This window comes from Nocardioides sp. GCM10023255, assembly GCF_042653125.1.
Classification (GTDB): domain Bacteria; phylum Actinomycetota; class Actinomycetes; order Propionibacteriales; family Nocardioidaceae; genus Nocardioides.
In genome coordinates this window covers 281649-300345 of sequence record NZ_JBHSHU010000003.1, presented here as the reverse complement: position 1 = coordinate 300345, position 18697 = coordinate 281649, and the positions used below count along the sequence as shown (strand labels likewise).

Genomic DNA, 18697 nt, shown 5'->3' with positions numbered 1-18697 from the left:
GGTGGTCTCGGACCGGCTCCCTCACCCGCGACGGGTGATGCGGCGGGTGGACCCGCCGGGGGAGTCTTCGACACGTGATCACCGCCGTCCTCACCACCCTGGCCTCGGTGGTGGTGCTGGTCGCGATCCTCGGTGTGGTGTTCGCACTGCTGACCGACGACCGCGACCCGACCGTCGTGCTGGCCTGGCTGTTCGTGATCCTGCTGGTGCCTATCCTCGGCGTGGTCGCCTACTTCTTCGTCGGGCGCAACCTCCGGCGCGAGACCCGCGTGCGCGCCGAGCACGACCGCGGCGCGCACGCCGTCGTCGACCGCGAGCTGGCTCCCGTGCTCGCGGCCGCGAGCGGCTTCTCCGACGCGACGGTGCGCTCCCTCGAGGGTGCGCCCGGGCAGCGCCTGGAGTCCGCCGGCCGCCGCGAGGGCGGCACCGTCCCGCTGCCGGCCGACGATGTGCGGCTCTACTTCGCCGGCGCGGACAAGTTCCGTGACCTGCTGGCCGACCTGCGCACGGCACGGGAGCGCATCGACCTGATGTACCTGATCTGGGAGCGCGACGAGCTCACCGCCGAGGTGACCGCGATCCTGATGGACCGGCTCGCGGCCGGCGTGCAGGTGCACATCCTCTACGACTGGCTGAGCTCGCTGCCCTACAAGAAGAGCGAGCTGAAGGCGCTCGCCGAGGCCGGCGCCGCGGTCGTGCCCTGCTACAAGAAGCCCCGGCAGCTGAACTACCGCAACCACATGAAGATGGCGATCATCGACCTCGCGGTCGTCTACTCCGGCGGGATGAACATGGGCCAGGAGTACATCGACGGCGGGCCCCGCTTCGCCGTCTGGCGGGACACGCACTTCCGGATGAGCGGGCCGGTGGTGGCGCCGTACCTCCAGCTCTTCGCCGCGACCTGGCAGCTCAACGGGCGCGAGGAGGACCTGTACGCCGGCTTCCCGGAACCGGCCGGCCCCCACGTCGTCGGCAGCGGCGTGCCCGTCCAGGTGCTCCACTCGAGCGTCTCCACGCCGTTCTCCACGATCCGCGACGTGTTCATGGTCGGGCTGACGGCCGCGCGCAACCGGGTGTGGATCCAGTCGCCGTACTTCGTCCCCGACGAGCCGCTCCTGACCGCGATGTGCGTCGCCGCGTCCAGCGGCGTGGACGTCCGGCTGATGATGACCGGGCACCCGGACAAGAAGCTGCCGTTCAACGCGGCGCACGCCTACTTCCCGACGGTGCTCGCGGCGGGCGTGCGCGTGTTCATGTACGACGCCGGGTTCCTGCACTCCAAGACCGTCACCGTCGACGAGGAGGTGACGATCATCGGCACCTGCAACTGGGACATCCGCAGCCTGATCCTCCACGACGAGGTGGTCGCGGTGATCTACGACGACGACATCGCCCGGACCTGCGCCGCGCAGTACGAGCAGGACCTCACCCACTGCTCCGAGTTCACCCTCGCCGACCTGGCCGCGCTGAGCCGGTGGGCGCGGCTGCGCAACTCGCTGAGCCGGCTCACCTCACGGCTCCTCTGAGGCGACGCGCTACCATGGTCGTGACCGGCCGTCGTCTGACGGTCGTGGACCCCACTCCGTGGCGGGCCGTCGGCCCGGCACACGTCTCTCGCAGACTCGGGGTCCGAGTCGCGTCGCGCAGTGGCCGGCCAGGCCGGGTTCAGCTCGACGCACCGTTGTTCGCCCCGGCGGGGCGGTCGCGAGCAGGTGCTCGCGGACGACCGTGCGGGGCTCTCCAGAGGAGGGTTCTTGGCTCGACGAGGCCAGCGCCAGTCGGGTGCTCGCCGTGGCACCACGTCCACCCAGCGTCGTGGGCGCAACGTCGACAACGACGGCATCATCCCCGTCCTCGCGCGCGCCGTGCGCGAGGTCGAGACGGCCGTCGAGCGCGGGCAGATCCGGCCCTCGGTGCGCACGAAGTTCCAGGTCGTGGCCATGCTGGTGCGCGAGGAGCGCGCCCGGGTCAAGACCGACCAGACCGTCAACGACACCCAGCGCGCCGGGCAGCTCAAGCGGCTCGACGGGGTCGCCACCATCCTCGCCAAGACCGCGGCCCGGGAGCCCTCGCTCTTCACGCTGCTCGCCGAGGACGCGGTCATGTCCGACTCCGCCAAGGACCTGCGCCGCGAGATGCTGGAGGCGGCCGGGCTCGAGACGCCCGCCGAGGAGGCGGCCCCCGAGGAGCCCGCGGCCCCCGCCCCCGGCACCGAGCGCCGCGTCGTGCCCCAGTCGGTGATCGCGCGCCAGCTCGCCAACCCGTTCCTCGTCCCCGACTTCTCCGCCGCGCAGCAGAGCTCGGGCCGCCCGCGTCGGCTGGCCACCTGGGAGCTGCTCGGCCCCCTGTTCCGGTCCTTCGAGTACGCCGGCAAGGGCGCCTCGTCCTGCATGACGCTGCCCGAGCCGTCGTCGGTCCGGCTGCCCGGTGACCTCGAGCTGATGCCGCACCAGGCGCAGGTCGTGGCCGCCGCGGCCACCGGCCACCGCACCTTCCTGCTCGCCGACGAGCCCGGCCTCGGCAAGACCGCCCAGGCCCTGCTGGCCGCCCAGGCGGCGGACGCCTACCCGCTGCTCGTCGTGGTCCCGAACGTCGTCAAGACCAACTGGGCGCGCGAGGTCGGCATCTGGACCCCGAACCGCACCGCCACCGTGATCCACGGGGACGGCGAGACGATCGACGGCTTCGCCGACATCGTGGTGGTCAACTACGAGGTGCTCGACCGGCACGTCGGCTGGATCGCCACCCACGGGTTCCGCGGGATGGTGGTCGACGAGGCGCACTTCATCAAGAACAAGTCGTCGCAGCGCTCGCAGCACGTCCTCCAGCTCTCCGAGCGGATCCGGTCGCGGACCGTCCGGCCGCTGCTGATGGCCCTCACCGGCACCCCGCTCATCAACGACATCGAGGACTTCCGCGCGATCTGGCAGTTCCTCGGCTGGATCGACGAGAAGAAGCCGCTCGGCGAGCTGATGGACAAGCTCGAGGACACCGGCCTGACCCCGGCCGACCCGGCGTTCTACCCCGTCGCCCGCAACTGCGTGGTCGACATGGGCATCGTGCGACGTCGCAAGGTCGACGTGGCCGCCGACATCCCCGCCCGCCGGGTCGCCGACCTCCCGGTGGAGCTCGACGACGAGATGGGCCGCTCGATCCGGGAGGCCGAGAAGGAGCTGGCCCGCCGCCTCGTCCAGCGCTACGAGACCGCGCTCGAGACCCGGACCTCCGGCCGTGTCGTGGACGGCATCGACCACGAGCTGGTGCGCAGGGTCGCCACGTGGGAGCGCGAGGACACGACCTCCGAGACCGGCGAGAACGTCTTCGGGATGATGCGCCGGATCGGCCAGGCCAAGGCCGGGCTGGCCGCGGACTACGCCGCCCAGCTCGCCCGCAGCGTCGGCAAGGTCGTCTTCTTCGCCAAGCACGTCGACGTCATGGACGCTGCCGAGGAGCTCTTCGCCAAGCGGGGGATCCGCTACTCCTCGATCCGCGGCGACCAGACCCCCAAGGTCCGGCAGAAGAGCATCGACGCGTTCGTCAACGACCCCGAGGTCAGCGTCGTGGTCTGCTCGCTGACCGCCGCCGGTGTCGGGCTCAACCTGCAGGTCGCCTCCGACCTGGTGCTCGCCGAGCTCTCCTGGACCGACGCGGAGCAGACCCAGGCCATCGACCGGGTGCACCGCATCGGCCAGGACCAGCCGGTCACGGCCTGGCGCATCATCGCCGCGCAGACCATCGACACCAAGATCGCCGAGCTCATCGACAGCAAGGCCGGGCTCGCGGCGCGCGCCCTCGACGGCGCCGGCGAGGACGTCGCGTCCTCGGTCGACGTCCAGCTCGAGGCGCTGGTCGCGCTGCTGACGGAGGCGCTGGAGGCCGCCGCGGAGTGACCGGCCGGGCAGGCCGGCCCACAGCCGGGGCCGCAGGTCAGCGGCCCGTCGCGGAGAAGTGCTGGTAGTCCTTGCTGCCGGTCCAGCTCCCGCCCCACGCCCAGCCGATCCGGGCGAAGGCCCGCACCACCACGTCGTCCGCGCGGATCACGCCGGCGGGGACCGGCGAGGCGGCCCCGCGGTCGATCGTGGCGAACCGCCGGCCCGCGGGTGGGGCGACCTCGGAGCCGCTGACGTAGGGGTTCTCGACGGGGTCGATGTCGATGGCGGTGCCGTAGGCGTGCTGGGACCACGCACCGCCGCCGGTGACCCGCCGGCAGTTGAACGCCGAGGTGTTGTCGGCAGCCATGGACCGGTCGTCGTCGCCGCCGTACGCGTCCACCAGCCGCATCCGGCGGATCGGCCACCCGGCGTCGTACAGGACGCCGAACACGTCCGCCACCTGCTGCGCCTGGTCCTCGTGGACCACCAGCTCCCCGACGTGCGTCTGGCCGCGGAAGTCGACGTAGCGCAGCCGCAGGTGGCGCAGGTCGGCCGGTCGCACCGGGCACCCGTCGCCGTGGCTGGAGCGCATCCTGGCCCGCAGCCGCGGGCCGATGCGGTGCACGGTCGCGGCGTACGGCGGCCGCGCCGGAGCGGCGCTCGTCGACCCGGACGCGCGTGGGGAGGGGGTGCCCGGATGCCTGGCCCGGGGCGAGGTCGAGCACGCCCCGGCGAGCAGGAGCACCACGACGGCCAGCGCCGTCGGCACCCGCGACCTCATGACGGCCCGGAGTCCGGGTGGTCCCGGCACCACGCCGCGTACGCCGCGACGGCGGTCGGCAACGTGGGGAAGAGCCGGTCCTCGCCGATCCGCTCGAGGATGCCGGTGGGCGCGAGCTCGTCGCGCAGGTCCATCTTCAGCCGCACCAGCCCGAAGACCACGCCGCGCTCGGTGAGCTCGCGCCGTAGCTTCTCCAGCGCGTCGGCGGCGGTCACGTCCACCTCCACGATGGCCTCGGTGTTGAGCACGAACCAGCGCACCGGTTCGGGGGAGCCGGCGACCGCGGCCCGCGCGCGGGTGTGGAAGTCCTCGGCGTTGGCGAAGAACAGCGGGGAGTCGTAGCGGTAGATCATCAGCCCGGGCACTGGTCGCGCCTCGGCGTAGTCCGCGATGTCGTGCATGCCGGGGATGCCGGGGACGAACCCCTCGACGGCGTCGTGGGGCCGGGCCACCCGTCGCATCAGGTCGAGGACCGAGAGCCCGACCGCCACGAGGATGCCGGTGAGCACCCCGACCACGAGGACGGCGGCCGTGGTCCCGAGCGCGAGCAGCAGCTCGCTCCTGCGGAAGTGGCCCAGCCGGCCGAACTCCGCACGGTCGACCAGCCGGACCGCGGCGTACACGACGACCGCGCCGAGTGCGGCGGTCGGGAACGCCTCCAGCACCGGCCGGAGGGTGAGCACGGCCAGCAAGGTGGCCGCCACCGCGACCAGCCCGGTGAGCTGGGTGCGTCCGCCCGCGGAGTCGATGATCGCGGTCCGGCTGCCGCTGCTGCTGACCGGGAACCCGTGCATCAGGCCGGCGCCGACGTTGGCGGCACCGAGCGCGAGCAGCTCCCGGCGCGCGTCGATCCGCTGCTCGCGGCGGTGGGCGAAGGCCCGTGCGGTGAGGATGTTGTCGGTGTAGCCGACGAACGCGACGCCGAGGGCCGCCGGCACCAGCGAGAGCACGGAGTCGAGCGACACCTGGGGGAGACCCGGGGCCGGCAGGCCGGCCGGGACGCTGCCGATCACCTCGACGCCGCGGGCCTCCAGGTCGAGCAGGGCCACCGCGGCCGACGCGGCCAGCATCCCGAGCAGGGCGACCGGGGCGTGCGGCCGGACCGCGCCGAGCAGGAGCATGCCGGCCAGGGTCACCAGTCCGACGGCGAGCGTGGCGCCCTCGACCTCGTCGAGGTGGTGGGCCACGTAGGCCAGCTCGGGCAGGAAGCCCTGGGCGTCGACCGAGATGCCGGTGAAGTTGCCGAGCTGGGAGACGACCATGATCGCCGCGATGCCGGCCATGTAGCCGACCAGCACCGGTCGGGACAGCAGCTCGGAGAGGAAGGACAGACCCCCGAGCCAGCCCACGACGCAGACACCGGCCACGACCAGGGCGAGCGCGGCGGCGAACTCGGCGTACCGGTCGCCGGTCAGGCCCGCCACCGAGCCGAGGGCGGCCGCGGTCATCAGCGCGGTCGTCGACTCGGGCCCGACCGACAGCTGCGGCGAGCTGCCGAGCAGCAGGTAGGCCAGCAGCGAGCCGACCGCAGCGGAGAGGCCCACGGCGGCCGGGAGGCCCGCGACCTCGGCGTACGCCATCACCTGGGGGACGAGGTACGCCGTGACGGTCACGCCGGCGACGACGTCGCCGCGCAGCATCTCCCTCCGGTAGCCCGGCACCCAGGCCAGGACCGGCGGGCGCCTAGGCGCGTCGGCCGATCTCCACCTCGACGGCCTTGGCGAGGTCGGCGACCAGCCGTGAGTGCCAGTGCGCGTGCGCGGCCAGGTCAGCCACCAGCGCGTGGCAGTCGGGGCAGACCACGCCTGAGGAGCTCGTCTCGTTCGTCTGTGCCACGGCACCACACCTCCTGGGTTGATTCCACATCCATCGGCGCGCTCATCGGCGCGCGTGGTCGAGCAGCATCCGGCGCTCCGCGCGCGCGATGACCGTACGGGTCCGGTCCACGGCATCCGGGTTCACCGACACCGACGTGATGCCCTGGCGGACCAGGAACTCGGCGAACTCCGGCCGGTTCGACGGCGCCTGCCCGCACAGCGACGAGGTGATGCCGGCATCGGCGGCCGCCCGGATGATCCGGGAGATCGCGTCCAGCACCGCCGCGTCGGACTCGTCGAACAGCTCGGCGCAGATCTCGGAGTCCCGGTCCACGCCGAGCATCAGCTGGGTCAGGTCGTTGGAGCCGATCGAGACACCGTCGATGCCCATCGCGGCGTACTCCGGGATCCGGTGGGCGACCGACGGCACCTCGGCCATCACCCACCGGTGCATCCCCCGCTGGCGGCCCAGCGGGTGTGCGTCGACGGCCTCGAGGCAGGCCTCGAGCTCCCAGCGGGTGCGCACGAACGGGATCATCAGGTGCAGGTTCGGCGTCTCCTCGCGCACCCGCGCCAGCACGTCGAGGTCGAGGGCGAAGATCTCGGGGTCACGGATGTAGCGGTAGCAGCCGCGGTAGCCGATCATCGGGTTCGCCTCGAGCGGCTCGAACTCCTCGCCACCCATCAGCCCGCGGAACTCGTTGGTGCGGAAGTCCACCGCCCGGTAGACGACCGGCCGGGGCGCGAAGGCCCGGGTGATCCGCAGCACCGAGTCGGCCATCCGCTGCACGAACTCCTCGCGCCGGCCGGTCGCCAGCAGGTGCTTGGGGTGCTCGCCGGCCAGCGCGTCGGTGATCATGAACTCCGCGCGCAGCAGGCCCACCCCGTCGACCGGCAGGGCGGCGACCTCCTCGGCGTGCTCGGCGATCGCGAGGTTGGCGTAGAGCAGGGTCCCGGTCGTCTCGGCTGCCCGGACGGGTGCGCCCGGGGCGGTCGCACCCACGGCGGCGGCCTGCGTCGTGCTCGCGGGCGCAGCGGCCACGGCGCCGGCGCGCACGACGCCGCGGGAGCCGTCGACGGTCACGATCTCGCCGTCGCGCAGCACGGTCGTCGCCGTCCGCGTCGCGACCACCGTCGGCAGGTGCAGCTCGCGCCCGACGATGGCGGCGTGGCAGGTGACCCCGCCGCCGTCGGTCACCAGCGCGCAGGCGCGGCGCATCATCGGCACCCAGTCGGGGCTGGTCATGCTGGCGACGAGCACGTCCCCGGCCTGCAGCCGGTCGCCGTCCGCGGTGCTGCGAAGGATCCGCACCGGCCCGGACACCAGGCCCGGAGCGGCGGCCAGCCCGTTCAGCAGCACGTCGCCGGTCTCCGCCTCCGGCTCCGTCCCCGCGGCGGCGACGTCCGAGAGCGTCGTGATCGGGCGCGACTGGACGATCCAGGTCCGATCTCCCTGGCGGGCGAACTCGACGTCCTGGGGGCTCCCGTAGTGCCGCTCGATGTCGAGGGCCAGCCCGGCCAGGTCGTGCAGCACGTCCTCGTCGAGCACCCACCGGGACCGGTCCTCGGCGGGCACCTCGAGCCGCCGGTCGTGGCCGTCGGGCCCGCGCACGATGCGGACCGCCTTGGTGCCGAGATGGGCCCGCACCACGGCGCCGGTGCTCTTGGAGAGCACGTAGGTGTCGGGCTCGACCTGCCCGCCGACCACGACCTCGCCGAGGCCGTACGCCGCCTCGACCATGATGCTGTCGCGGTCGCCGGTCGAGGGGTCGACGGTGAACATCACGCCGGAGCTGTCGGAGTCGACCATCGCCTGGACGACCACCGCGATCGCCGGCTCCTCGGCCAGTGCCTGGGCGGCCCGGTAGGCGACCACGCGGGGGCTCCACAGCGAGGCCCAGCAGTCGACGATCCGGACCAGCAGCTCCTCGCCGCCGCGCACGTTGGTGAAGGTCTCGTTCATGCCCGCGAAGGAGGTCGAGGCGGAGTCCTCGGCGGTCGCCGAGGACCGGACCGCCACCCGGGGCTCGTCACCGAGCCGCGCATAGGCCTCCAGCACGGACCGGCGCAGGTCGTCGGGCACCCCGGCCGCGTGCACGAGCGCCCGCAGGTCGGCCGTCGCCCGCTCCAGGTCCTCGGGGGAGTCCACGTCCGCCTCCGCCACCCGTTCGCGTAGCGCGTCCCGGACGCCACCGAGCTGCATGGCCTGCAGGTAGGCGTCGGCGGTCACCACGAAGCCGGGCGGGACCGGAAGCCCGGCGCCGGCCAGCTCGCCGAGGTTGGCGCCCTTGCCGCCCACCCGCGGCACGTCGGCCCTGCCGATCTCGCCGAACCAGGCGACCAGGTCCGTCGTGGGCAGGTCCGTCACGGATGCCGCCGTCGAGGGGGCCGGGCTCTCCACCATGGCTCCAGCCTCGGGTGGGCGCCCGGGGCGGCCTAGGGCCGTTCGTCACCGTGGGAGTGCCGTTGGTTGCGGCGGGCGGTCGCGAGCGGGCGTCGGGACCTCGGCCGGGCTCGCCGCGACCTTCGGCCCTGCCGGCCGGTGACCGTGCGTCCGAGCATGGGAGCACGGGGCTCGCGCCGGTCTCACCGCGGTGGCGCACCACTCGGGGAGCATGCGCCCGGCCGTCGGGCCGGTGGGCTCCGCAGCTCGTTCCCCCTGACGGACCGGCGCACGCGCAGCGGCACCGGTCACGAACGGTGTGAGAACGATGAGACGAGCAACCCTGACCATCGCGGTCGCGACCACCGCAGGGCTCCTGGCCACCGCGTCCGTGGCCGCCCCGCACGCCGCGGGCGCCCGGTCCGCCGAAGCCCGCAAGCCACTGGCACGCAACCTGATCGTGCTCATCGACGACGGTGCGGGTTACAACCACCACGAGGCGGGCAGCCTCTTCGACACCGGCCTGCGGCACGGCGAGACGTACGACGACTTCCCGTTCCGGTTCGCGATGTCGACGTACTCCTACGGGGACGTCGAGGTGGGCCAGTGTCCCGAGCAGCCGGTCGGCTACGACCCCCGGCAGGCCTGGTCCGACTTCACCTACGTCGAGCACGACCCCACGGACTCCGCGGCGGCCGCGACCGCCATGGCGACGGGGGTGAAGACCTACGACTCGGCGATCGGGGTCGACTGCCAGGGCACGCGGCAGCAGAACGTGTCGGAGGTCGCCGAGGAGCTCGGCAAGGCCACCGGCGTGGTGACCAGCGTGCCGTTCAGCCACGCCACCCCAGCGGGCTTCGTGGTGCACGACACCGCGCGTGACGACTTCGCCGGCATCGGCCACCAGATGGTCCAGGAGGCGGCGACCGACGTCGTCATGGGGGCGGGGCACCCGCTGTACACCCGGAAGGGGGCGCCCGCGCAGAACCGCGGCTACGAGTTCATCGCCCAGCCGGACTGGGAGGCGCTGGTGGCCGGCACGGCCGGCGGGGACGCCGACGGCGACCAGGTCCCCGACCCCTGGACACTGGTGCAGACGCCCGCGGAGTTCCGGGCCCTGACGACCGGGGAGACGCCGACGCGGGTCTTCGGCATGGCGCAGGTCCGCCGGAGCCTGCAGGTCGACCGGGGTGGGGACCTGCAGGCCGACCCCTACGTCGTCCCCGCGCTGGACATGGTCCCGACCCTGCCCGAGATGGCGACCGGCGCGCTCAACGTCCTCGACGAGGACCCGGACGGGTTCTTCGTGATGATCGAGGGCGGCGCGACCGACCTCGCGTCGCACAACAACCTGAAGGGCCGGATGATCGAGGAGGAGATCTCCTTCGACCGGACCGTCGACGCGGCGCTCGCGTGGGTGGACCAGCACAGCAACTGGGGCGAGACGGCGGTCGTCGTCGCGTCGGACCACGAGACCGGCTACCTGACCGGTCCGGGCTCCGGCCCGACCCCGGAAGGCCCGGTCTGGACGCCGCTCGTCGACAACGGTGCGGGCGCCGTGCCGGGCATGCAGTTCAACCTCGTGGCGCACACCAACAGCCTCGTGCCGGTGTTCGCCAAGGGCGACGCGGCCCGGCTGCTCCGCGGGTACGCCGACCAGCAGGACCCGGTGCGCGGCCGCTACCTCGACAACACCGAGCTGCACCAGGTGCTGGTGGACGCCATCACGCCCTGACTCACGGCACGACCGACCGCATCGCCGGCCTCCGGGCAGGCCGACCACGTGGCACGCTGGCCGCATGGATCTCGCGGTCGACCTGTCCCGGCGGGGCGACCGCGCCACGGCGGTCTACCGCGCCCTGCTCGACGCGATCCGCTCGGGTCGGTTGGCTCCCGGTGACCGGGTGCCGCCGACCCGGGCGCTCGCGGCCGACCTGGGCGTGGCCCGCAGTACCGTCGCCACGGCGTACGAGTCCCTGGTCGCCGAGGGGTTCCTCGCCTCCCGGGTGGGGTCGGGGACCTTCGTCACCGACCTCGCGGCGGCCGTTCCCGCCAGCCCCAAGGGAGCCGAGCTCCGGCCACGGCGGGGCTGGACGCACCTGTCCGCGCCGGTCAGCGGGCAGGCGACGACACCGGCCCACGACTTCCGGGTCGGGATCCCCGAGGCGGGCCTGTTCCCGTTCGAAACCTGGCGGGCCCTGCTCGCCGCGGAGGTGCGGGCAGGGGCGCACAGCCCGGGGACGTACGCCGACCCCGGCGGCCATCCGCCGTTGAGGGCCGCGATCGCCCGCTACCTGGCCCTCTCGCGCGGGGTGGGCGCCGACCCCGAGGACGTGCTGGTCACCCACGGCACGCAGCAGGCGCTGGACCTGGTCACCCGCGTGCTCCTCGAGCCGGGCGACGTGGTGGCGGTCGAGGATCCCGGCTACCCGTCCGCGCACGCCGTGTTCTCCGCGCACGGTGCGCGGGTCGTGCCGGTGCCGGTCGACCGCGAGGGCCTGGTGGTGGACGCGCTGCCGGACCGGGCCCGGCTGGTGTTCACGACGCCGTCCCACCAGTTCCCCCTGGGGCCACCGCTCTCCGCGGACCGGCGCCGTGCCCTGCTCGCGTGGGCCACGCCCCGGCGCGCAGCGGTGGTCGAGGACGACTACGACAGCGAGTTCCGCTTCACCGAGCGACCGATGGAGACCCTGCACGCGCTCGACCGGTCCGGGCTGGTCGTCTACGTCGGCACCTTCTCCAAGTCGCTGGTGCCCGGCCTGCGCGCCGGCTACGTCGTCGCCCCGCCGACGTTGCGCCAGGCGCTGCGCGGGGCCCGGCAGCTGGCCGACGGCTTCGGTGCGCTGCCGGAGCAGGCCGCGCTGGCACGGTTCGTCTCCGACGGCCAGCTCGCCCGCCACCTGCGCCGGGCCCGCCAGGTGTACGCCGAGCGCCGGGCGCTGCTCGTCGAGGGACTGGCGACGCTGGTGGGGGACCGGCTGGAGCTGGTCGACTCGGCGGCCGGCCTGCACGTGACCGCCCTGGCGACCGAACCGTGCCTCGACGACGTCGGGCTCGCCCGGGACGCGGCGGACCAGGGCGTGGCGGTGGACGCGCTGTCGACGTACTCCCTGGACGGGCGCGGGCCCAGCGGCCTGGTGCTCGGCTACGGCGCCGCGCGCACCGACTCGATCACGCCGGGTCTGCGCCGGCTGGCCCGGTTGCTGGAGCGGCGGCCGGGCGGAGCGTCCACAACAGTGCGCCGGCGGTGATCACCAGGGTCGCCAGCAGGTGCGCACCGGTCAGCGCCAGCAGGGCCAGTGTGGCGACGAGGGAGAGCATCGCCCCCCGCCGGACCCACGTGCCACGGGGCAGCAGCCTCACCGCGGCGGCCGTCCCGACCACGTAGACCAGCGTGAACGCCCCGGTCACCAGCAGCAGCGGCGACTCCAGCGGCAGGCGGGCGAGGGTGATGACTCCCAGGCAGGTGAGCGCGGAGCCGGTGACCACGAGCAGGGAGCGGCGCGGCACCTCGCCGGCCCGGGACCCGTGCGCGAACCACGCCGGCAGGGAGCCGTCGCGGCCGAGCGCGGCACCGAGTCGAGCGCCTCCCGCGAAGTAGGCGTTCATCGCCCCGACGGACAGCAGCACGGCCACCACGGTCGTGACCGGCCGGGCGGCTTCGCCGAGTCCCAGCACCAGCAGGTCGGACAGCGGGGCCTTCGAGGCGTCGTCCCCGAGCACCGCGACGGTCGCGAAGGCCACGCCGAGGTACATCACCGCGACCACCCCGACGGCCACGGCGGTCGCGCGGGTGATGTCGTGGGCGGGGTGCCGGTAGTCCGACGACAGCGACGTCACCGCCTCCCACCCGGCGAACGCCCAGACCAGCAGCGCTGCGGCCGACCCGACGGCCAGCCAGCCGTGCGGGGCGAACGGTGTCAGGTTGGCCATCCGGGCGTGGGGGAGCGACACCACCGTCGCCACCAGCAGCAGCGCGGCGAGCACGGCCGCGATGCCGAGCTGGACCCGCCCGGAGACCCGCACCCCGAACCAGTTCAGGGTCGCCACCAGCACGATCAGCGCACCGGTGGTGAGGAGCTGGGCCTGCCGCCCGGCCCCGAGCGAGTCGGCGACGTACGCCCCCGCGAACCCCGCGGCGGGCGGCGCCCCGATCGGGACCGCGAAGTAGAAGCACCAGCCGACGACCGTCGCGGCCCGCGGCCCGAAGGCACGGCGGGCGTACGTCGACACCCCGCCACCGTCGGGGTGGCGGGCGCCGAGCGCGGCGAACGTCGCCGCCAGCGGGATCGAGAGCAGGACGAGGGCCAGCCAGGCGAGCAGCGAGGCGGGGCCGGCGGCCTGCGCGGCCAGGGCCGGCAGCGAGATCACACCGGTCCCGAGGACGGCGCCGACGGTGAGCGCGGCGCCCTGCGCCACGGTGAGGCCGCCGGCCGGGACGTCCGCGTCGCTGAGGGGGAGGGCGGGCGTCTCCGACGTGCCGGGGGAGCCCTGGTCGATCGTCACGGGGGAACACTAGGGCCCTCGATTGGCCCCTTGAAGAGCCAATCGAGGGCCTGCTGATCGGTCCAATCAGCAGGCCCTCGAGGGTGGTGGCGGGGACGTCACGCGTGGCGCGCCCCGCACGACCCGCAGAAGTGGTCACCGGCGTCCACGGGGTGCCCGCACGCCGAGCAGTACGCCGCAGGGCTGACCGTCGCGGTGGCGACGCCGCCGGGGGCGGGTGCGCCGGCCGGTGCCGAGGCGGGTGCCGGAGCGGGGGCGAACCCGGCCGGGACCGGGCGGGGCGCGGCCTCCGGGACCCACGTCGGGGCCTCGGTCGCGACCGGGGCGGCCGCCTGCGCGGCGGCGGGAGCCGGAGCGACGGGGGCGGTCGGCGGACCGGCCACGGCGACGGCGGCCCGGCGGCGCAGACGTCGCACCAGGAGCACCAGAGCGGCGAGCCCGCCGGCGATCGCCGCGACCACGGCGGCGGCGACCCCGGCCCAGAGCGCCCAGCCGGTCGAGCCGGAGGAGTCCTCCGCCGGGGCGGGCAGGTCCTTGGCCTTGGCGAGGTAGGACTCGGCCAGGCCGTTGGCCGGCTGGTCCTCCAGCACCTGCTCGAGGTCGGCCACCGCGGTGTCGCGGTCACCCTGGAAGTAGGCGCGGATCCCGTCGCGGTAGGTCTGCGTGGTCTCCGAGACCGTGTTGTCGACACCGGCGCTGTCGAGCAGCTCCTCGATCCGCTCCGCCGGGACGGCGTAGTTGAACGGCTCACCGACGAAGTGCGAGCTGTTCACGCCGATCACGCGGCCCTCCGAGTCGACGGTGGGGCCGCCGGACATGCCGCCCGACAGCTCGGCGGAGAGCTGGAAGACCGAGAGCAGGCCGTGGGCCACGGTCTTGATCGAGCTGACGTTGCCGGAGTCGAAGGTCGGGGTCAGGTCGGGGTCGGTGAAGGAGTCGATGACGGCGGGGTAGCCGATCGCCACGACGCCCGAGTTGATCTCGACGTCGGAGGTGTCGGCCAGCTCGATGGCGTTCAGGTCGGTCTCGTCGACCTTCAGCAGCGCGCCGTCACCCTCGTCGAACTGCTGGAAGGCCAGCACCCGGGCGGGCTTCTGCTTCTGCACCTTCACGCCCGAGACGGAGGCGCCCCAGGAGACGCCGACCTCGCGCTCGACCTGGTTGTGCAGCACCTGGTTGCCGTCGCCGAGGATGTCGACGCGGTAGTCGCCGATCACGGAGTCGACGGTGAGCGCCGAGCCGTAGTCGTAGTAGTTCTGGAGCGCCCACTGCGCGGCCTGACGGCGGATGGCGTCCTTGCCGCCGTCGGGGTCGACGCAGTGGCCGGCGGTGGCGACGTACCCGTCGGGGTTCACCACGAAGCCGGTGCACTGCATGGTGACCGTGAACGGTTTGTCCTGGAGGTACTGCCGGTTGTAGCGGTCGTAGACGTAGCCGGACCACGTCACCGTCTCGTAGACGACCGACGGCTGCACCAGCGGCGCGACCTGGGTGGGGGTGTCGGTCGACGGCGTCGCGGTGCCCGGGGTGGAGGGGCCGTCGGCGAGGGCCGGACCGGCCACGCCCACCGAGGCGGTGGCGACCGCGGCAAGGGCAGCGGCGGCGACGGCGGCGCGACGGGCGAGGGAGGTGCTGCTGGTGTTCATGGGGATGTCTCCTGTGGGGGTTCTGACCGGGTCTCCGGCTCTTGGTCCAGAGCCTGCGCCGGGTCGCTTGGAGGCGGCTTGCCCCTCACTTGAGGCCGACCTGAGGCGTCGATCCGAGCCATCTGGAGCCCGACCGGGAGCAGACTGAACCTGCCGGGCGCGTACGCCGTGTCAGGTGCAGGAGGTCCGATGGTCGGCAACCAGGCCGCGCTGATGCAGCAGCTGCACGACGAGCACGCAGCCGCGCTGTGGAGCTACTGCGTGCGCCTGACCGGCCAGGACCGGGCCCGGGCCGAGGACGTCGTGCAGGAGACGCTGCTGCGGGCCTGGCGGCACTTCCCGAACCTGGACGAGAGCCACGGCTCGGTGCGGGCCTGGCTGTTCACCGTCGCCCGCAACATCGTGATCGACGAGTGGCGGACCAAGAGGTCCCGCTCCGAGCTCGCGGTCGCCGACGTGCCCGAGGCCGTCGACCCGGTCGACCACACCGACCAGCTGCTGCTGTCCTGGATGGTCGCCGAGGCGTTGACCCGGCTCTCGCCCGAGCACCGGGCGGTGCTGCTGGAGTGCTACTACCGCGGGCTCCCGGTGGCCGAGGCCGCGCGCCGGCTCGGCATCCCGGAGGGCACGGTGAAGTCCCGCACGCACTACGCCCTGCGCGCGTTGCGGCTGGTCCTCGAGGAGATGGGGGTGGGGGCATGAGCTGCGAGTTCTCCCGGCTGGACGGCGCCTACGTGCTGGGCGCCCTGTCGACGGCCGAGCGCCGCGCGTTCGAGGAGCACCTGGCGGGCTGCCCGTCCTGCTCCCGCGCCGTGCAGGAGATCGCCGGGCTGCCGGGGCTGCTGGCCCGGGTCGGGCCGGGTGTCCTCGAGGAGGACCCCGACGAGCCCCCGCTGCCGGACACGCTGCTCCCGCGGCTGCTCGGCGAGGTGCGGCGGGTGGACCGGCGGCGTACGGCGCTCACGGCCGGCCTGGCCGCGGCCGCGGCGGTCGTGGTTACGGTGGGCGCGGGGTTCGCCCTCGGGATCCCCGGGGACGGCGGTCCGGACCGGGGCCCCTCCGCCTCGGCCCCGACCCGCGTCGCGGCCGGTCGACCGATGACGCCGGTGGGCTCCGACTCCGGCATGCAGGCGGACGTGGCGCTGGCCCCGGTGCCGTGGGGCACCCGGCTGGACCTGACCTGCAGCTACGCGGTCGGCCCCGCCGCCGGCTACCACGACGAGCCGGCCGGGGACGCGACGTACGCGCTGGTGGTGCGCACCCGGGACGGCCGCACCGAGCAGGTCGCGACGTGGCGCTCCCTGCCCGGGCGGACGATGCGGCTCACCGCCGCGACGTCCGCCGCGCAGGCGGAGATCGCCTCAGTGGAGGTGCGCACGGCGCAGGGCGAACCGGTGCTCCGGCTGACGAGCTGAGGTCGGGCCGGTCGCGGCCGGGCGCTCCAGGACGAGCACGGCGGCGCCCCCGACGATCGCCACGACCTCGGAGGCCGCGGCGGCCAGGACGTAGGAGCCCGACCAGACCTCGTGGACCCCGTAGAGCCCGACCGTGGCCGAGATGACGAAGGCGCCGAGGGTGGACAGGCCGAAGCCGACCGCGAGCAGCGGCGGCAGCCAGTGGCGCCACAGGACGAGGCCGGCGGCGATGACCAGGCCGGCGACGGCGTTGAGCAGGAAGGCGGGGCCGACGACGTGCAGGTCGCGGAACCCGTCGAACCACAGCTTCAGGTGGACGTACGCCGAGACCAGCACGGCGATCGCGGTCAGGATGCGTGTCTTCATGTCCGGTGGTACGTGTCCCACCGGCCCCGGGTTCACGGTTTCAGACCAGCACCCGCTGCTGGTCCAGGGCGTGGTCGAGCGTGATCGCGGCGTCGATGAGCGACAGGTGGGTGAACGCCTGCGGGAAGTTGCCGATCTGCTCGCCGGTCAACGCGATCTCCTCGGAGTACAGCCCGACGTGGTTGGCGTAGGTCAGCATCTTCTCGAAGGTGATCCGGGCCTTGTCGACCTGACCGGCCCGGGCCAGCGACTCGACGTAGGCGAACGTGCACAGCGAGAACGTGCCCTCCGAGCCGCGCAGGCCGTCGGGCGAGGCGGCCGGGTCGTAGCGGTAGACGAGGCTGTCGGTGACGAGCTCGCCGTCCATCGCCTCGAGCGTCGACGTCCACATCGGGTCGGTCGGGGTCACGAACCCGACCGTCGACATCCGCAGCAGCGAGGCGTCGAGGACGTCGGTCCGGTAGTGCTGGACGAAGGCCTGCCGCTCCGGGCTCCAGCCCTTCTCCATGATCTGGTCGTAGATCGCGTCCCGCTGGGTCCGCCACTGGTCCACCGGGGCCGGCCGTCCGTGGCTCGCCGCCAGCCGGATCCCGCGGTCCAGCGCGACCCAGTTCATCAGCCGGCCGTAGGTGAAGTCCTGGCGTCCTCCGCGGGTCTCCCAGATCCCCTCCTCGGGCTGGTCCCAGTTGTCGGTGACCCAGTCCAGCAGCTCGCAGACCCGCCGCCAGCCCTGGTGGCCGGCCTCCAGGCCGTGCTGGTCGGCGAAGTAGATGCTGTCGATGGCCTCGCCGTAGATGTCGAGCTGCAGCTGGTCGGAGGCCGCGTTGCCGATGCGCACCGGGCTCGAGCCGCGGTAGCCCTCCCAGTGGTCGAGGACCTCCTCGGTCAGGTCGCTGGAGCCGTCCACGCGGTACATGATCTTCAGGGGGCCCGACCCGTTGCCGCCGACCTGCTCGTCGACCCGGGCGCCCAGCCAGCGGCCGAGGGCCTGCGCCTCCTCGGTGAAGCCCAGCCCGAGCAGCGCGTAGACGGAGAAGGACGCGTCGCGGACCCAGGTGAAGCGGTAGTCCCAGTTCCGCTCGCCCCCCACCTGCTCGGGCAGCCCCGCCGTGGGTGCCGCGACGAGTGCGCCCGTGGGGGCGTAGGTCATCAGCTTCAGCGTGATCGCGGAGCGGTTGATGGTCTCGCGCCACCGGCCGTCGTACGTCGACTGCGCGAGCCAGGACTCCCAGAAGCGGACGGTCTCGTCGAACATCGCCCGGACCTCTGCGGGGCGGACCTGTCGCACCGGGCCGGCCGCGCCGGTCTCCAGCACCACGCCCCGCATCTGGCCGGCCGTCAGCTCCACCTGGGCATGCACGTCGCCCTCGCCGTCGACCTGGATGTGGGCCAGCCGCGCGTCGTCGGGCTCCCGGACCAGGTTGACGGTGACGGACGTGTGTGCGCTCTCGAAGACGGCACCGTCCTCGGTCAGGTGGGTCTCGTGCCCCTCGCGGCCGTAGTCGAAGCGCGGAACCAGGTCGACGGCGAACGTCATCCGGCCGCGCACGCACCGGATCATCCGGACGATCCGGTGCCGGTCGGTGGCGGTCGTCGGGTCCTCGACGGGCATGAAGTCGACGACCTCGCCCACCCCCTGCTCGGTGAGGAAGCGGGTGACCAGCACGGCGGTGTCGGGGAAGTAGAGCTGCTTGGTGGTGAAGACGTCGACGGTCGGCCGGACGCGGAAGTGACCACCCTTGCGGTGGTCGAGCAGGGCGCCGAAGATGCTCGGGGAGTCGAAGCGGGGCGCGCAGAACCAGTCGATGGAGCCGTCGGTGGCGACCAGGGCGGAGGTCTGCAGGTCACCGATCAGGCCGTGGTCGGCGATCAGGGGGTAGTCGGACACGGGCTCGGGCCTTTCACGAGGGT

At 73.6% G+C, this 18697-nt stretch carries 14 protein-coding genes; 6 read left to right on the top strand and 8 right to left on the bottom strand.

The window, feature by feature from the left end:
* Positions 1–74 precede the first annotated feature (74 nt).
* Both cls and ACFO9I_RS05255 read left to right on the top strand, forming a co-directional pair.
* Positions 75–1526, top strand: a complete 1452-nt coding sequence (gene cls, locus ACFO9I_RS05260; protein ID WP_379178517.1) for a cardiolipin synthase — start codon at positions 75–77, stop codon at positions 1524–1526.
* Positions 1527–1754: 228 nt separating this feature from the next.
* Complete coding sequence (locus tag ACFO9I_RS05255) at positions 1755–3890, top strand: DEAD/DEAH box helicase (protein WP_379178515.1); 2136 nt, start codon at positions 1755–1757, stop codon at positions 3888–3890.
* A gap of 37 nt (positions 3891–3927) precedes the next feature.
* Here the strand turns inward: ACFO9I_RS05255 and ACFO9I_RS05250 are convergent, their stop codons facing one another.
* Genes ACFO9I_RS05250 through ppsA form a run of 4 tightly spaced genes read right to left on the bottom strand, consistent with a single transcriptional unit; the run spans position 3928 to position 8874 of the window.
* Positions 3928–4641 (bottom strand): M15 family metallopeptidase, encoded by a 714-nt coding sequence (locus ACFO9I_RS05250; protein WP_379178513.1) that lies wholly within the window; start codon positions 4639–4641, stop codon positions 3928–3930.
* 8 nt (positions 4642–4649) lie between these two features.
* Positions 4650–6323 carry a SulP family inorganic anion transporter gene (locus ACFO9I_RS05245; protein WP_379179386.1) on the bottom strand — a complete coding sequence of 558 codons (1674 nt, stop codon included), beginning with the start codon at positions 6321–6323 and terminating at the stop codon, positions 4650–4652.
* Between the two features lie 13 nt (positions 6324–6336).
* Positions 6337–6489, bottom strand: coding sequence for a hypothetical protein (locus tag ACFO9I_RS05240; protein WP_379179408.1), 153 nt, complete (start codon positions 6487–6489; stop codon positions 6337–6339).
* A gap of 42 nt (positions 6490–6531) precedes the next feature.
* Positions 6532–8874 (bottom strand): phosphoenolpyruvate synthase, encoded by a 2343-nt coding sequence (ppsA, locus tag ACFO9I_RS05235; RefSeq protein WP_379178511.1) that lies wholly within the window; start codon positions 8872–8874, stop codon positions 6532–6534.
* 307 nt (positions 8875–9181) lie between these two features.
* Between ppsA and ACFO9I_RS05230 the strand changes: the two genes are divergently transcribed.
* On the top strand, positions 9182–10588 hold the full coding sequence (locus ACFO9I_RS05230; RefSeq protein ID WP_379178509.1) for an alkaline phosphatase: 1407 nt from the start codon (positions 9182–9184) through the stop codon (positions 10586–10588).
* A 64-nt stretch (positions 10589–10652) separates the two neighbouring features.
* On the top strand, positions 10653–12104 hold the full coding sequence (locus ACFO9I_RS05225) for a PLP-dependent aminotransferase family protein (RefSeq protein ID WP_379178507.1): 1452 nt from the start codon (positions 10653–10655) through the stop codon (positions 12102–12104).
* Here ACFO9I_RS05225 and ACFO9I_RS05220 read toward each other — a convergent pair.
* On the bottom strand, positions 12025–13359 hold the full coding sequence (locus tag ACFO9I_RS05220) for an APC family permease (protein WP_379178505.1): 1335 nt from the start codon (positions 13357–13359) through the stop codon (positions 12025–12027). The two genes, ACFO9I_RS05225 and ACFO9I_RS05220, sit on opposite strands and share 80 nt — an antisense overlap.
* 98 nt (positions 13360–13457) lie before the next feature.
* Positions 13458–15005: a trypsin-like peptidase domain-containing protein gene (locus tag ACFO9I_RS05215; protein WP_379178503.1), complete on the bottom strand. Its 1548-nt coding sequence runs from the start codon at positions 15003–15005 to the stop codon at positions 13458–13460.
* 189 nt (positions 15006–15194) lie between these two features.
* Between ACFO9I_RS05215 and ACFO9I_RS05210 the strand changes: the two genes are divergently transcribed.
* Complete coding sequence (locus tag ACFO9I_RS05210; RefSeq protein WP_379178501.1) at positions 15195–15707, top strand: sigma-70 family RNA polymerase sigma factor; 513 nt, start codon at positions 15195–15197, stop codon at positions 15705–15707.
* Positions 15704–16420, top strand: a complete 717-nt coding sequence (locus tag ACFO9I_RS05205) for an anti-sigma factor family protein (RefSeq protein WP_379178499.1) — start codon at positions 15704–15706, stop codon at positions 16418–16420. Before ACFO9I_RS05210 ends, ACFO9I_RS05205 begins: the two co-directional genes overlap by 4 nt.
* On the opposite strand, the gene ACFO9I_RS05200 is transcribed toward ACFO9I_RS05205, so the two are convergent.
* A complete protein-coding gene (locus tag ACFO9I_RS05200; protein WP_379178497.1) occupies positions 16367–16786 on the bottom strand; it encodes a hypothetical protein in 420 nt (139 codons plus the stop codon). The genes ACFO9I_RS05205 and ACFO9I_RS05200 overlap by 54 nt on opposite strands.
* Before the next feature lie 40 nt (positions 16787–16826).
* Complete coding sequence (locus ACFO9I_RS05195) at positions 16827–18674, bottom strand: glycoside hydrolase family 15 protein (protein WP_379178495.1); 1848 nt, start codon at positions 18672–18674, stop codon at positions 16827–16829.
* Positions 18675–18697: the final 23 nt, after the last annotated feature.

Bases quoted from the DNA above. Each gene is read 5' to 3' on its own strand.
- ACFO9I_RS05205 (WP_379178499.1), top strand. From the start codon at position 15,704: ATGAGCTGCGAGTTCTCCCGGCTGGACGGCGCCTACGTGCTGGGCGCC.
- ACFO9I_RS05210 (WP_379178501.1), top strand. From the start codon at position 15,195: ATGGTCGGCAACCAGGCCGCGCTGATGCAGCAGCTGCACGACGAGCAC.
- ppsA (WP_379178511.1), bottom strand. From the start codon at position 8,874: ATGGTGGAGAGCCCGGCCCCCTCGACGGCGGCATCCGTGACGGACCTG.
- ACFO9I_RS05200 (WP_379178497.1), bottom strand. From the start codon at position 16,786: ATGAAGACACGCATCCTGACCGCGATCGCCGTGCTGGTCTCGGCGTAC.
- ACFO9I_RS05225 (WP_379178507.1), top strand. From the start codon at position 10,653: ATGGATCTCGCGGTCGACCTGTCCCGGCGGGGCGACCGCGCCACGGCG.
- ACFO9I_RS05230 (WP_379178509.1), top strand. From the start codon at position 9,182: ATGAGACGAGCAACCCTGACCATCGCGGTCGCGACCACCGCAGGGCTC.
- ACFO9I_RS05215 (WP_379178503.1), bottom strand. From the start codon at position 15,005: ATGAACACCAGCAGCACCTCCCTCGCCCGTCGCGCCGCCGTCGCCGCC.